Origin of the sequence: Streptomyces macrosporus, assembly GCF_039533145.1 — a bacterium.
Classification (GTDB): domain Bacteria; phylum Actinomycetota; class Actinomycetes; order Streptomycetales; family Streptomycetaceae; genus Streptomyces; species Streptomyces macrosporus.
Genome location: NZ_BAAASZ010000051.1, coordinates 300,173 through 313,793 on the forward strand (window position 1 = coordinate 300,173; position 13,621 = coordinate 313,793).

The window sequence follows — 13,621 nt, forward strand, 5'->3', positions numbered from 1 at the left end:
AGGCCCAGGTACACGGACGCGGTTTGGGGGTACAGTGATATTGGGCCCGCTTACCGAGAGCGGGTTCAACGCATACTGTGTTCCCCGGGCTCTTGGGGACGTTTCCCCGGGCCCATGCAGCGGATGCCCGGTCGGTGGCCCGATCGGCTCCGACACGACCGCCCTCCACGCGGACCGTGCGCGGGAGCGTGGCACCACAAGCCACGGGTCTCCGTCCGGACCGCGGTGAGGGGCCCGCTCGCGCGGTACGAGCGCTTGAGCGAGAGCCCGTGGTCCTGCGCCGCGAGGCCGACCGACAGCCCCACGGGCTGTCGAACGTCCGGCGCGGTACGACCCGCCCTGCTCCGCTGGGGTGCGCCCTCGCTCCCTCCCGTCCCGCGTCTCACGGAAGAGGCAAGCATCCTGACCACCACATTCCGAGAGCTCGGGATCCTTCCCGAGACCGCCGAGGCCCTGGAAGCCGTCGGCATCACGTCCCCGTTCCCCATCCAGGAGATGACCCTGCCGGTCGCCCTCTCCGGCGCCGACGTCATCGGCCAGGCCAAGACCGGCACCGGCAAGACGCTCGGCTTCGGCCTGCCGCTCCTGGAGTCCGTCGTCGTCCCCGCCGACGTCGAGGCCGGCCGGGCCGCGCCCGAGCAGCTCACCGACGCCCCGCAGGCCCTCGTGGTCGTCCCCACCCGCGAGCTGTGCCAGCAGGTCACCAACGACCTCCTCACCGCGGGCAAGGTCCGCAACGTCCGGGTGGTGGCGATCTACGGCGGCCGCGCGTACGAGCCGCAGGTCGAGGCCCTGAAGAAGGGCGTCGACGTGGTCGTCGGCACCCCGGGCCGGCTGCTGGACCTGGCGGGCCAGCGGAAGCTCGACCTGGCGCACGTCCGCACGCTCGTGCTGGACGAGGCCGACGAGATGCTCGACCTGGGCTTCCTGCCGGACGTCGAGAAGATCATCCAGCTCCTGCCCGCCAAGCGGCAGACGATGCTGTTCTCGGCGACCATGCCGGGCCAGGTCATCGCCCTCGCCCGCCGCTACATGTCGCACCCCACGCACATCCGCGCCACCGCGCCGGACGACGAGGGCGCGACGGTCGCCAACACCACGCAGCACGTCTTCCGGGCGCACTCCCTGGACAAGGTGGAGATGATCGCCCGCATCCTGCAGGCCGAGGGCCGCGGACTGGCGATGATCTTCTGCCGGACCAAGCGCACGGCCGCCGACGTCGCCGAGCAGCTCACCCGCCGCGGCTTCGCCGCCGGCGCGGTCCACGGCGACCTGGGCCAGGGGGCGCGCGAGCAGGCGCTGCGCGCCTTCCGCAACGGCAAGATCGACGTGCTCGTCTGCACCGACGTCGCCGCCCGCGGCATCGACGTCGAGGGCGTCACGCACGTGATCAACTACCAGACGCCCGAGGACGAGAAGACCTACCTGCACCGCATCGGCCGCACCGGCCGCGCGGGCAACACGGGTACGGCCGTCACGCTCGTCGACTGGGACGACATCCCGCGCTGGCAGCTGATCAACAAGGCGCTGGAGCTGGACTTCAACGACCCGCCGGAGACGTACTCCACCTCCCCGCACCTGTACGAGGCGCTGAGCATCCCCGAGGGCACCAAGGGGGTGCTGCCGCGGGCGGAGCGCACCCGTGCCGGACTAGCGGCCGAGGAGGTCGAGGACCTGGGCGAGACCGGAGGCCGTGGTCGCGGCCGGGGCCGCAAGGCCGCCGAGGAGCGGCCGGCGCGCACCCCGCGCCAACGCCGCCGCACCCGTGGCGGCGCCCCCGTGGACCAGGCCGGTTCCGCCCCGGCCGAGCCGGCGGAGCAGGCCGCTCCGGAGCCGGACGGCGCCGAGGCCGCGACGGGCGAGCCCCGCAGGCCCCGCCGGCGCCGCCGCACCCGTGGCGGGGCGCCCGTGCCGGTGGAGGCCCGGACCGGTGCCCAGAGCGCGCCGGGCGGCGAGAGCGCGCCCGCGGACGGACCGGCGGACTCCTCCGCCGAGCCCCGCAGGCCGCGTCGTCGTCGCCGTACCCGCGGTGGCGCGGCCCGCTCGGCGGCGGCTCCGGAGGGCGCGCAGGAGAACTGACGGCACCGTCCGCGGACACCGCCGACGCGGGGTCGGCACGGGGTCGCTAGCCTCACCGCATGAGCAAGCCGCCGACCCTCACCCTGCCCCGCGAAGCGCGGGCGTACCGACTGGCGACCGCGCGCGGCGACTTCGCCGTGCACGACGCCGGCGAACCGCGCTCCGGAACGGCCTTGCTGGTGCCGGGATTCACCGGCAGCAAGGAGGATTTCATCGCCCTGCTCGCCCCTCTGGCGCGGCAGGGCTTCCGGGTGGTGGCCGTGGACGGCCGCGGGCAGCACGAGACCGGCGGCCCGCGCCGGGAGTCCGCCTACGCCCAGGACGAGTTGGCGCTGGACGTGCTCGCCCAGGCCGAGGCGCTCGACGGGGACGTCCATCTGGTGGGGCACTCCCTGGGCGGACTGATCGCCCGTGCCGCCGTGCTGCGGGACCCGGCGCCCTTCGCGTCGCTGACCATCATGAGCTCCGGCCCCGCCGCCATCTCCCCCGCCCAGCAGGCCCGTACCAGGATGCTGCTGGACGCGCTGGCGGCGATGGACATGGAGGAGGTCTGGCAGGCGATGCGCGATCTGGACCCGCCGGAGGCCGCCGACGCCGCCACCCCGCCCGCCATCGGGGAATTCCTGCGCCGCCGTTGGCTGGCGAACGTCCCCGAGCAACTCGTGGCCACCGGCCGCCAGTTGCTCACCGAGCCGGACCGGGTCGCCGAACTGGCCGCCGTCCCCCTGCCCAAGCACGTGCTGTCCGGCGCGGTGGACTACGCCTGGCCGGTGCCGCTGATGGACGAGATGGCGCGGCGGTTGAGAGCCCGGCGCACGGTGATCGAGGGGGCCGAGCACTCCCCGGGCGCCGAGCGTCCGCGGGAGACGGCGGACGCCCTGGCCGCCTTCTGGCACGCCTGCCGGGCGGTCGGTCCGGAACCGTCCCGGTCGATCACCCGTTTCCCTGGATGAACTGCGTGACGCCGTTGGCGATCTGCTGGACGGCGATCGCCGACAGCAGCATCCCCGACAGGCGCGTGACCAGGACCACACCACCGTCCTTGATGACGCGGATGATCAGCAGCGAGTACCGCATCACCAGCCACAGCACGAGGTGGAGCACGGCGATCGCCGACCACACCGAGAGCTGACCGGCCACCCCGTCCGCGTGCTGCACGGCCAGGATGACGGAGACGATCGCGCCGGGCCCGGCCAGCAGGGGCATGCCGAGGGGGACGAGCGCGGCGTTGACGTCCTTGGTCTGCTTGGGCTCGTCGCCCCTGCCGGTGAGCAGGTCCAACGCGACCAGCAGCAGGAGGAGTCCGCCCGCGACCATCAGCGCGGGGATCGACACGTGGAGGTAGTCGAGGATCTGCCGGCCGAGGACGCCGAAGAGGGCGATCACGCCGAAGGCGACCAGCGTGGCCTGGAAGGCCATTCTCCGCTGGACCTTGACCGGGCGTCCGGAGGAGAGGGCGAGGAAGATCGGGATGATGCCGGGCGGATCCATGATCACAAAAAGCGTGACAAATACGGAACCGAAGACAGCGAAATCGAACACGGTGATGCCTTGCGCGGTGCCTTGTGGGTCGCTTGTGGGACGTCGGACGGGGGTCAGGCGGAGACGGGTGCCGCACCCGACCCCCGGGCGGCGATCTCGGCGTAGACGTCGGGATCGGTGGTGTGCTCCCCGAGCCGGCAGGTCTTGCGGGTGCCGTGGTAGTCGCTGGAGCCGGTGGCCAGCAGGCCGAGGTCGCGGGCGAGACCGCGCAGACGGTCGCGGGTCGCGGCGTCGTGGTCCATGTGGTCCACCTCGATGCCGTCGAGTCCGGCGGCGGCCAGTTCGGCCACGGCGCTCTCCGGCACGCACTGTCCGCGCTTGACGGCCAGGGGGTGCGCGAAGACCGCGACCCCGCCCGCGCCCTTGATCAGGCGGATGGCCGTGAAGGGGTCCAGTTCGTGCTTCTCGACGTACGCCCGGCCGTCGTTGGCGATCCACTCGGGGGTGAAGGCGTCCGAGACGGTGTCGACCACGCCCAGTTCCACCATCGCGGTCGCGATGTGCGGGCGGCCGACCGCGCCCTCGCCGGCGATCTCGGCGACGCGCTCCCAGGTGACGGGCACGCCCAGGTCGCGGAGCCTGGCGACCATGGCCTTGGCGCGGGGGACCCGGTCGTCGCGGACCAGCTCGCGTTCCCGGGCCAGTTCCGGCTCGGTCGGGTCGAACAGGTAGGCCAGCATGTGGAGGCTCACGCCGTCCAGCCGGCAGGAGAGTTCGGCGCCGGGGACGAGGGTGAGGCCCTCGGGAAGGGCCGCGGCGGCCTCGGCGTGGCCCGCGACCGTGTCGTGGTCGGTCAGCGCCACCACGTCCAGCCCGGCGGCCGCGGCGGCCCGCACCAGCTCGGCGGGGGTGTCCGTGCCGTCCGAGGCGGTGGAGTGGGTGTGCAGGTCGATGCGCACGGCAGGGCTCCCACGGTGGACGGCTGAAACGGACGCTTCAGAATTTCCGAATACGGACACTTCAGAATAGAGCACCGTCGTACGGCGCCCTCGGGGGCCGGCGACCACCGGGGACCGCCCGGGACCGGGCCCGTGCTCAGGGGTGGGTGGGCTCCTCCAGCAGCCGGGGAGACAGCGCCCCGCACGGCACCAGGTCCACCTCGGCGCCCGCGTCCCTCAGGTCGGTGAGCACCAGCTCGTCGTACATCAGCAGCCCGGACCGCTCGGGCCAGACGATCGCCCACAGCCACAGTCCGCACGCCTCGCCGGCGAACACCGCGCGGTCGGCGGGGACGCCGCCCACGTGCCACAGCGGGGTGGGGCGGCCGGCGGCGAGGACCTTCGTGTGCGGGGGCTTGTCCACGTCCATCAGCGGCCCGGGGTCGGGGCCGGGCACCCCGGCGTAGCGCGCCCCGAGTCCGACGCCCAGTTCCTCTGCGACGAGCAGGAGTTCGCCGGGGCCGCCGAGCGGGCCCGGCCCGGAGCAGGCCACGGCGGTGGCCCGGCCGCCGCTGCGGTCGTCGCCCGCGTAGGCGATCCCGGTGAACAGCCAGCCGATCGGGAGGGGCCAGGGCATCCACACCGGGACCCGGGCCCGGTGGAGAACGACGCCGAGCGCCTCGACGCTCGGCGGGAGGATCGGTTGCAGCGGGTACACCGTGCCGTGCACGCCGCACTGCCAGGAGTCGGCGAAGAGACCGGGTGCCCGGACACGGCCGCCGCACTTCGGGCAACTGGGTTCGCCCCTCATGGAGCACCACGGTCCTCCCCGGGCGCCCTTCCGTCAAGGACGATCACTCGGACGGATCGTGTGGACACACGCGCCTCCGAGTTCCCGTCAGTTCCCGTCGGGCCGCTTCGGATTCCTTCGCTTCCCGACCGCTCCCGCACGGCGGGATCCGCTCGGCCCGCCGTCCCGGTCCGCCGGTTCAGTCCGTCAGCGGCACGGACGCGCGCCGGGGGTCGCGCAGGTCCGTTCCGTTCGCCAGCCACCGCTCCTGCAACGCCGCCGCGCCGTGCACGCGCTTCCAGGCGGCCTCGTTGGGCGTCATCGGCAGCAGGGGCAGGAAGCGGACGGGGTCCATCGGCGGGTCCAGTTCCAGGTCCTCCACCAGTCCGCCGGGTTCGCCGACCAGCACGGAGGTGAAGGGCGCCCGCGGCCACAGCGGCTCGCCCACGTCCAGCGAGGCGCCCGGCGCCACGACCACGCCCTCGACCTGGGGGGACGCGGCGAGCACGGCGAGGGGGCGGAGCACCTTGTCGGTGTCGGCCAGTCCCGCACGCACCGTCAGCACCAGCTCGGCGCGGGGCCCTCGCCCGGGGTCGACGACGGTGGCGGTGGGGTCGGTCATGGGCGCGGCGGACATCCCCAGGGTGACGTACCGCACCAGGCCGTTCCCGTCGCCGTCGGAGGCCGGGAAGCGCAGCACCTCGATCCGGTCGGCGCCCAGGAACGTCACCGCGGCCCGGGCGTCGGGCTCTCCCAGGGTGGTGCGCAGTCTGGCCTCGACCAGCTGGAGAACGTGTGCCATACGGCGAGCATAGATCGTGTATGGATCAGGCAAAGAGGGTACGCGAAGGCTCTGGTGCAGAACGGAGAGGCTTCCGCGGGTGCTACCGTTGGCTGTTGGTCAAGGCGTGTACAGAGATTTCCCCCAGCGGGGACCGGCCGGAGGAGGTGGGGCTGCGATGGATCCGAGTCGACCGTGCAGTACCGGCTGCTCTTCCGTACGGCAGCCCCGTCTCCGCGCCTGAGGGCCTTCCTCCCCCGCTTCCCAGCGGCGAAACCTCCGGAAGACCTGCTTCTTTCGTGCGGATCGGCTTCGCGGAAGAGCGTGTGAGTCCTGTTCGACCGTCGTTCTCAGCGATTGCCGCCCGTACGCGCGGTCCGCGTGGTGCCCGCTTTGCAGACCTCCGGCTCTCCTTCCGCCCGTAGGTCCACATTCCGGGCAGCGCTGCGCCCGTCCGTCGGCGGCTCGGCACGCGAAGGAGCCCAGCATGTCGATGATCCGTGACCTGCGCGCCGCGGTCCGTCCCACCCTCCGCCGGGGCGGCCGTTCCCCCTACCCCTACGCCCAGGGCGGCGCCGGCGAAACCACCGCCACCAGCGCCGTCGTGGACTGCGCCGTCTACCGGGACGGCCGTCGCGACTCCCACCGCGTGTCCCCCGCCGAGGCCCTGCGCGCGCTGCGGTCGCGGGACGGCGAGGGGAGCGGGGCGTTCGTGTGGATCGGTCTGCACGAGCCGAGCGAGCAGGAGTTCTCCGGCATCGCACGCGAGTTCGGCCTCCACCCTCTCGCGGTGGAGGACGCCGTGCACGCGCACCAGCGGCCGAAGCTGGAGCGGTACGACGACAGCCTGTTCACCGTCTTCAAGACGATCCACTACGTCGAGCACGACGAACTCACCGACACCAGCGAGGTGGTGGAGACCGGCGAGGTGATGTGCTTCACCGGCCGGGACTACATCATCACCGTTCGGCACGGCGGCCAGGGGTCGCTGCGCACGCTGCGCCACCGTCTGGAGGACGACCCCGAGCTGCTGGCCAAGGGTCCCTCGGCCGTGCTGCACGCCATCGCCGACCAGGTGGTGGACGGCTACCTGGCGGTCGCGGGCGCGGTGCAGGACGACATCGACGAGGTGGAGATCCAGGTCTTCTCGGAGAGCGCGGGCAAGGGCCGGCGCGGTCGCGACGCGGGGCGGATCTACCAACTCAAGCGCGAGGTGCTGGAGTTCAAGCGGGCGGTCTCGCCGCTGCTGCGGCCGATGCAGCTGCTGAGCGAGCGGCCGATGCGGCTGATCGACCCCGACATCCAGAAGTACTTCCGTGACGTCGCCGACCACCTGACCCGGGTGAACGAGCAGGTGCTGTCCTTCGACGACCTGCTCAACTCCATCCTCCAGGCGAACCTCGCCCAGGCGACGGTCGCGCAGAACGAGGACATGCGGAAGATCACCTCGTGGGCGGCGATCTTCGCCGTCCCGACGATGATCGCCGGGATCTACGGCATGAACTTCGAGTACATGCCGGAGCTGGAGTGGAAGTACGGCTACCCGACCGTCATGGCCGTGATCCTGGGCATCTGCTACGCCATCCACCGCGGCTTCAAGCGGAACGGCTGGCTCTAGCGGCGGCGGACGCCGGCGACGGTCAGCGCCCGGCCCTGGTGTTCGCCCGGACCACCAGGGCCAGGCCGACCAGGATCACCGCCAGCGCCCCGTAGACGGCGGGCGGCGGGGTCTGGCCCAGCCACAGCGCCGCGATCAGGGCCGCGCCCGGGGTCTCCAGCAGGATCGCCGTGGAGGTGACCGACGGTCCCAGGCCGCGCACCACCCGGTTGATCAGCGAGTGGCCCAGCAGTTGCGCGGTGACGGTGAGCAGCACCAGCTTGAGCCAGGTCTCCGCGCTGTAGCCGCCGCCGAGGTCCGCTCCGGTGACCAGGCAGGCGCCCAGCAGCAGCACGGCCGTCGTGGTGTAGCAGACGTAGGTGTACGCGGTCGTGGAGACCGTGCGGCGCACCTCGGCGCCGAGCAGGACGTACCCGGCCGCCGCCATGCCGCCCCCGAGCGCGAGGGCGTCGCCGGCCAGGGCCCGGGGCGAGAGCGACAGGTCGACGCCGGTGAGGAGCACCACGCCGGCGAAGGCCACGGCCGTGCCCGCCCACACCAGCGCGGGCGGACGGTGCCCGCGCAGCCGCAGCAGCAGGGTGGTCCAGATCGGGGTGGTGGTGACCAGCGCGGTCGAGGAGGCGACCGAGGTCATGTGGAGGCTGGGCAGCCACAGCCCGAAGTGCACGGCGAGCAGCGCCCCGGCGGCCACGGCCAGCAGGACGTTCCGGCGGCCCATGGAGCGCAGCTCGGCCCGGTGTCGGACGAGGGCCGGCACGGTGAGCGCGCCGACCGCCATCGCGTTGCGCCAGAAGGCGATGGCCAGGGCCGGCGCGGCGGTGGCCGCGATCAGGGGCGCGGAGAGCGAGATGCCCGAGACGGCCACCGCCAGCAGGAAGAGGTCCAGGCCGGTGCCCGGAGGACTCGCGAGGACGGCGCCGGACACCTGGCTCGGGAGGGAGGTGGGTGTCTCGGCGGTGCGCACGGGGCTTCTCTCCTGGGGTCGGGCCGGGGTGCCGGGGATGGTCGGGATTCGCCGTGTACGGGCACGACGCATCCCAGCGTAAGGCGCGTGGTCGTGCCGCGGTACTGACCGTCCGGGTGCCGGACCCGACCGGCGGGGCGGACGGCGGGCGGGTCGGCGGTAGGGTCGCCGTATGGCCACACCGTCCACCCCCGCGTCCGTCCCCGCGCTCGACCGCGCGTTGATCGAGGAGTCGGCGAAGAAGTCCGCCCTGGTGTGGGTGCGCGGCCCCCAGGGACCGGACCGTCCCCTGTGGCACGCCTGGCACGACGGGGCCGTCTGCCTGGTGGGCGACGGCCCCGGGGAGCAGCCGCTGGACGGCCTCGGGCTCGTCCACGGCGGCACCGCCACGGTGACCGCGCGCAGCAAGGACAAGGGCGGGCGGCTGGTCGTCTGGCCGGCCCGGGTGGTGGAGCTCCCCCCGGGCGGCGAGGAGTGGCGGGCCGCGGTCGCCGAACTGGCGGGCAAGCGGCTCAACGCTCCGGACGCCGGCACGATCGCCGAGCGCTGGGCGCGCGAGTGCCGCGTGGTGCGCCTGGAGCCCGCCGGAGCGCTCGTCGAGGGGCCCGGCGCGATGCCGGACGGCTCGCGGGCCGCCGCTCCGCTGCCGACGACGGCGACCACGCGGGGGCCGGTCCCGGCCGGGCTGCCGAAGCTGCTGCTGCGCCGCGCCGGGCGGCGGGGCCGCCGGAGCGGGTGACCCCGCCTACTCCGTCACCGCGAGCTTCCTGCCGTAGTCGACGACCTCCTCCTGCTGCGGGGCCCGCAGGGTGAACTCCTTGTCCCACTCCAGCAGTTCGACCACGCCCGCGTCGCCGCCGCGCTCCAGCCGCAGCGGATAGGGCCGGCCGTCCAGGGCGACGCTGAGCACCCCGCCGTTGCCCTGCGCGGCCCGCACCTCTATCGTCCGCACGCCCTCGACCTCGCCGCGGTCGCCGGTCTCCCGCTTGCCCTGGAGGACGAGCAGCCCGTCCAGCAGCACGTCCTTGTCCGTGAAGCCGCTGAGCTGCTTGTAGGCGGGGTCGTCGGGCGGCACCTTGACGTACTTGCCCTCCAGCTTGCGGGCCGCCGCCAGGTCGGTCTCGCTGGGCTCCTTGTCGCCCTGCTCCTGGTGGACCCAGAAGTCCGCGTTGGCCTTGAGGTAGAGGTCCTCGTCGACCCGCAGCAGCTCGAAGCGGGGACCGCCCTTGGCGGAGACCTCGCCGAGGCCGCCGTTGCCCTTGAGCCGCATGTCCAGCCGGTACGTGCGGCCCTTGCTGATCACGCTGCCCGACAGCCGTACGGACTCGGCGGACTCGGCGGCCTTGCGCGCCTTCTTCTCGATGTCGGCGGCGGGAAGTCTGCCGATCCCGTTGGTTCCCGCGTCCGGGTCCTCCGAGCCGCATCCCGTGAGCACGAACACCAGTGCCGCGAGGACCGCCCCCACCGCCGCCGCACTCCGGGCACGAACACCGTGGACCCACGCAGTCACGTCCGCTCTTCCTCCTGAAGTCGGGGGCAGGACCGCACCTTACCGGGGGTACCGGCTCCGGACGGAAGGCGGCCGTCCGGCCGACGTCCCGTACGGGACCGGACGTGGCGCGTTAGCCTGAAAGCCGCATTCAGGTCATGTCGCTCATGCTGCACCCGGCCTCACATGGGTACACGCACACACGGCACACGGAACAGCACGAACGAGGAGCGGAGGGCAGGCATGGCGCTGGGCGCCTCGCGGGTCTTCGTCTCGCACCTCTCCGGCGTCGCCGTCTTCGACCCCGTCGGGGACCAGGTCGGACGCGTACGGGACGTGGTGGCGATGCTGCGCGTCGGCAACCTCCCGCCGCGCGTGCTCGGGCTGGTCGTGGAGGTGGTCAGCCGGCGGCGCGTCTTCCTCCCCATGACCCGGGTGACCGGCGTGGAGTCGGGACAGGTGATCACCACCGGCGTGGTCAACATGCGGCGCTTCGAGCAGCGGCCCGCCGAGACCCTGGTCCTGGGCGAGCTGCTGGACCGGCAGGTGACGCTGGTCGAGACGGGCGAGAGGGTCACCGTGCTCGACGTGGGCCTCACCCGGCTGCCGGCCCGCCGCGACTGGCTGATCGACAAGGTCTTCGTGCGGCGCGGCAAGGGCGGCCCGCTGCGGCGGCGCGGGGAGACGCTGACCGTGGAGTGGTCGGCGGTGACCGGTTTCTCGCTGGACGAGGAGGAACAGGGCGCGGCCAACCTGCTGGCCGTCTTCGACCAGCTGCGCCCCGCCGACCTCGCCAACGTCCTGCACCACCTGTCGGCCAAGCGCCGGGGCGAGGTGGCCGCCGCGCTGGACGACGACCGGCTGGCGGACGTGCTGGAGGAGCTGCCGGACGACGACCAGGTGGAGATCCTCCGCAAGCTCCAGGACGAGCGCGCCGCGGACGTGCTGGAGGCGATGGACCCCGACGACGCCGCCGACCTCCTCTCCGAGCTGCCGGAGAAGGACATGGAGCGGCTGTTGCGGCTGATGGAGCCGCAGGACGCCGCTCCCGTACGGCGGTTGCTGACGTACGAGGAGCACACCGCGGGCGGCATCATGACCACCGAGCCGATCGTGCTGCGGCCCGACGCCACGGTGGCCGACGCCCTGGCCAGGATGCGGGTGGAGGACCTGTCGCCCCCGCTGGCCGCGCAGGTGTACGTGTGCCGGCCGCCGGAGGAGACCCCGACGGGGAAGTACCTGGGGATGGCGCACTTCCAGCGGCTGCTGCGCGAGCCGCCCGGCACGCTGGTCGGCGCGGTCGTGGACACCGACCTGCGCCCGCTGTCGCCGGACACCCCCCTGGCCACCCTGACCAGCTACCTGGCCGCGTACAACATCGTGGCGGTGCCGGTGGTGGACGAGAGCGGCTCGCTGCTGGGCGCCGTCACGGTGGACGACGTCCTGGACCACCTGCTGCCGGACGACTGGCGCGAGGCCGCCGCCCTGGAGGCGATCGGGGCGGGCGGCCTGCTGGAAGCCCGGCGGGACGCCCGGGAGGTCCCCGGTGGTCGATAGGGTCGACAAGGAGCGCGACGAGCGCCGGGAGCAGCGCAGGGAGCTCCGGGAGCGCGAGCGGAGCCTGCCCCCGCTCACCGGACGGGAGCGCCGGTTGCGGCTGGACCAGCCGATGGTGCCGCGCCGCGGCCTGCTGCCGGAGTACGACCCGGAGGCCTTCGGGCGGCTGTCGGAGCGGATCGCGCGCTTCCTGGGCACGGGGCGGTTCATCGTCTGGATGACGGTGACCATCATCGTGTGGGTCGTCTGGAACACCACGGCCCCGCCGGCGCTGCGCTTCGACGAGTACCCGTTCATCTTCCTGACGCTCATGCTGTCGCTCCAGGCGTCGTACGCCGCCCCGCTGATCCTGCTGGCCCAGAACCGGCAGGACGACCGCGACCGGGTCAACCTGGAGCAGGACCGCAAGCGCAACGAGCGCTCCATCGCCGACACGGAGTACCTCACCCGGGAGGTCGCCGCGCTGCGGATGGGGCTGGGCGAGGTCGCCACCCGGGACTGGATCCGCTCGGAACTCCAGGAGCTGGTGAAGGAGTTGGAGCAGCGCGGCACCGTGGAGCCGTCCCACGACCGGGAGCACTGACGGGCGCCGGCGGGCACCCACACGAGTGCGGTGACGGGCGTCTCAGCCGGTGCCTTCGGTGCCGTCGCCGGTGCGCCGTACCATCGGGGCATGGCTACTGACACGTCCGCGGCACGCAGCGGAGCCCCCACCGAGGAAGCGGTCCGCGCCGCGCTCGCGACCGTGAACGACCCGGAGATCCACCGTCCGATCACCGATCTCGGCATGGTGAAGTCGGTGGAGATCGGCGCGGACGGAGCGGTCGCGGTCACGGTCTACCTGACCGTCTCCGGCTGTCCGATGCGCGAGACCATCACCTCCTCCGTGACCGAGGCGGTCCGCCGTGTGGCCGGCGTCACGGACGTGGCGGTCTCCCTGGACGTGATGAGCGACGAGCAGCGCCGCGAGCTGGCGGCCTCGCTCCGCGGCGGCCGGGCCGAGCGCGAGATCCCGTTCGCCAAGCCGGGCTCGCTGACCCGGGTGTACGCGATCGCCTCCGGCAAGGGCGGCGTCGGCAAGTCCTCGGTGACGGTCAACCTGGCGGCGGCGATGGCGGCCGACGGGCTGAAGGTCGGTGTCGTGGACGCCGACATCTACGGCCACTCGGTGCCGCGCATGCTGGGCGCGGAGGGCCGGCCGACCCAGGTCGAGAACATGATCATGCCGCCGTCCGCGAACGGCGTGAAGGTCATCTCGATCGGCATGTTCACCCCGGGCAACGCCCCGGTGGTGTGGCGCGGGCCGATGCTGCACCGCGCGCTCCAGCAGTTCCTCGCCGACGTCTACTGGGGCGACCTGGACGTGCTGCTGATGGACCTGCCGCCGGGCACCGGCGACATCGCCATCTCGGTGGCGCAGCTCGTCCCGAACGCCGAGATCCTGGTGGTGACCACCCCGCAGCAGGCGGCGGCCGAGGTCGCCGAGCGCGCCGGCTCCATCGCCGTGCAGACCCACCAGAAGATCGTGGGGGTCGTGGAGAACATGTCCGGGCTGCCCTGCCCGCACTGCGGCGAGATGGTGGACGTCTTCGGCACCGGCGGCGGCCAGCGCGTGGCCGACGGGCTGAGCCGGACCACCGGCACCACCGTTCCCGTCCTCGGCTCCATCCCGATCGACGTGCGGCTGCGCGAGGGCGGCGACGAGGGCAAGCCGGTGGTGCTGACCGACCCGGACTCCCCCGCGGGCGCGGCCCTCCGCGCGGTCGCGGGAAAGCTGGGCGGACGGCAGCGCGGATTGGCCGGGATGTCGCTGGGGATCACCCCCCGCAACAAGTTCTGAGACGGGTGCCGGGCCCCGGCCCGGCACGGACCCGGACCGGGGGCCCGGATCGGGGCTCGTCGGGGGTTCCGGTCGGAGTCCTC

At 73.2% G+C, this 13,621-nt stretch carries 13 protein-coding genes; 7 read left to right on the plus strand and 6 right to left on the minus strand.

What is annotated here, in order from left to right; genetic code table 11:
* The first annotated feature begins 495 nt into the window (after positions 1–495).
* Together ABD335_RS29010 and ABD335_RS29015 are read left to right on the plus strand one after the other, a co-directional pair.
* Positions 496–2,079: a DEAD/DEAH box helicase gene (locus ABD335_RS29010; protein WP_344328817.1), complete on the plus strand. Its 1,584-nt coding sequence runs from the start codon at positions 496–498 to the stop codon at positions 2,077–2,079.
* A 59-nt stretch (positions 2,080–2,138) separates the two neighbouring features.
* The gene (locus ABD335_RS29015) at positions 2,139–3,032 is read left to right on the plus strand and encodes an alpha/beta fold hydrolase (RefSeq protein WP_344328818.1); all 894 of its coding nucleotides are present in this window, start codon (positions 2,139–2,141) and stop codon (positions 3,030–3,032) included.
* Here the strand turns inward: ABD335_RS29015 and ABD335_RS29020 are convergent.
* The 4 genes from ABD335_RS29020 to ABD335_RS29035 all read right to left on the minus strand — a co-directional run bounded on the left by ABD335_RS29020 (position 3,013) and on the right by ABD335_RS29035 (position 6,091).
* Positions 3,013–3,621: a MarC family protein gene (locus tag ABD335_RS29020; protein ID WP_344328819.1), complete on the minus strand. Its 609-nt coding sequence runs from the start codon at positions 3,619–3,621 to the stop codon at positions 3,013–3,015. The two genes, ABD335_RS29015 and ABD335_RS29020, sit on opposite strands and share 20 nt — an antisense overlap.
* Before the next feature lie 53 nt (positions 3,622–3,674).
* Positions 3,675–4,520 carry a PHP domain-containing protein gene (locus tag ABD335_RS29025; protein ID WP_344328822.1) on the minus strand — a complete coding sequence of 282 codons (846 nt, stop codon included), beginning with the start codon at positions 4,518–4,520 and terminating at the stop codon, positions 3,675–3,677.
* Positions 4,521–4,656: 136 nt separating this feature from the next.
* Entirely contained in the window at positions 4,657–5,310 is a 654-nt protein-coding gene (locus ABD335_RS29030) for a DUF6758 family protein (protein ID WP_344328823.1), read from the minus strand.
* 178 nt (positions 5,311–5,488) lie between these two features.
* A complete protein-coding gene (locus tag ABD335_RS29035; RefSeq protein WP_344328824.1) occupies positions 5,489–6,091 on the minus strand; it encodes a suppressor of fused domain protein in 603 nt (200 codons plus the stop codon).
* Between the two features lie 466 nt (positions 6,092–6,557).
* On the opposite strand from ABD335_RS29035, the gene ABD335_RS29040 reads away from it, so the two are divergent.
* Positions 6,558–7,688 (plus strand): magnesium and cobalt transport protein CorA, encoded by a 1,131-nt coding sequence (locus ABD335_RS29040; RefSeq protein WP_344328827.1) that lies wholly within the window; start codon positions 6,558–6,560, stop codon positions 7,686–7,688.
* Between the two features lie 22 nt (positions 7,689–7,710).
* Here the strand turns inward: ABD335_RS29040 and ABD335_RS29045 are convergent, their stop codons facing one another.
* On the minus strand, positions 7,711–8,724 hold the full coding sequence (locus ABD335_RS29045) for a DMT family transporter (protein WP_425583775.1): 1,014 nt from the start codon (positions 8,722–8,724) through the stop codon (positions 7,711–7,713).
* Positions 8,725–8,824: 100 nt separating this feature from the next.
* On the opposite strand from ABD335_RS29045, the gene ABD335_RS29050 reads away from it, so the two are divergent.
* Positions 8,825–9,391, plus strand: a complete 567-nt coding sequence (locus tag ABD335_RS29050) for a hypothetical protein (protein WP_344328829.1) — start codon at positions 8,825–8,827, stop codon at positions 9,389–9,391.
* A gap of 6 nt (positions 9,392–9,397) precedes the next feature.
* Here ABD335_RS29050 and ABD335_RS29055 read toward each other — a convergent pair whose 3' ends face one another.
* Positions 9,398–10,162: a hypothetical protein gene (locus ABD335_RS29055; RefSeq protein ID WP_425583776.1), complete on the minus strand. Its 765-nt coding sequence runs from the start codon at positions 10,160–10,162 to the stop codon at positions 9,398–9,400.
* A gap of 222 nt (positions 10,163–10,384) precedes the next feature.
* On the opposite strand from ABD335_RS29055, the gene ABD335_RS29060 reads away from it, so the two are divergent.
* The 3 genes from ABD335_RS29060 (at position 10,385) to ABD335_RS29070 (ending at position 13,538) form a co-directional block, all read left to right on the plus strand.
* Positions 10,385–11,698: a magnesium transporter MgtE N-terminal domain-containing protein gene (locus tag ABD335_RS29060; protein WP_344328831.1), complete on the plus strand. Its 1,314-nt coding sequence runs from the start codon at positions 10,385–10,387 to the stop codon at positions 11,696–11,698.
* The gene (locus ABD335_RS29065; protein WP_425583777.1) at positions 11,688–12,281 is read left to right on the plus strand and encodes a DUF1003 domain-containing protein; all 594 of its coding nucleotides are present in this window, start codon (positions 11,688–11,690) and stop codon (positions 12,279–12,281) included. Before ABD335_RS29060 ends, ABD335_RS29065 begins: the two co-directional genes overlap by 11 nt.
* A gap of 90 nt (positions 12,282–12,371) precedes the next feature.
* Positions 12,372–13,538 carry an Mrp/NBP35 family ATP-binding protein gene (locus tag ABD335_RS29070; protein ID WP_344328834.1) on the plus strand — a complete coding sequence of 389 codons (1,167 nt, stop codon included), beginning with the start codon at positions 12,372–12,374 and terminating at the stop codon, positions 13,536–13,538.
* Positions 13,539–13,621: the final 83 nt, after the last annotated feature.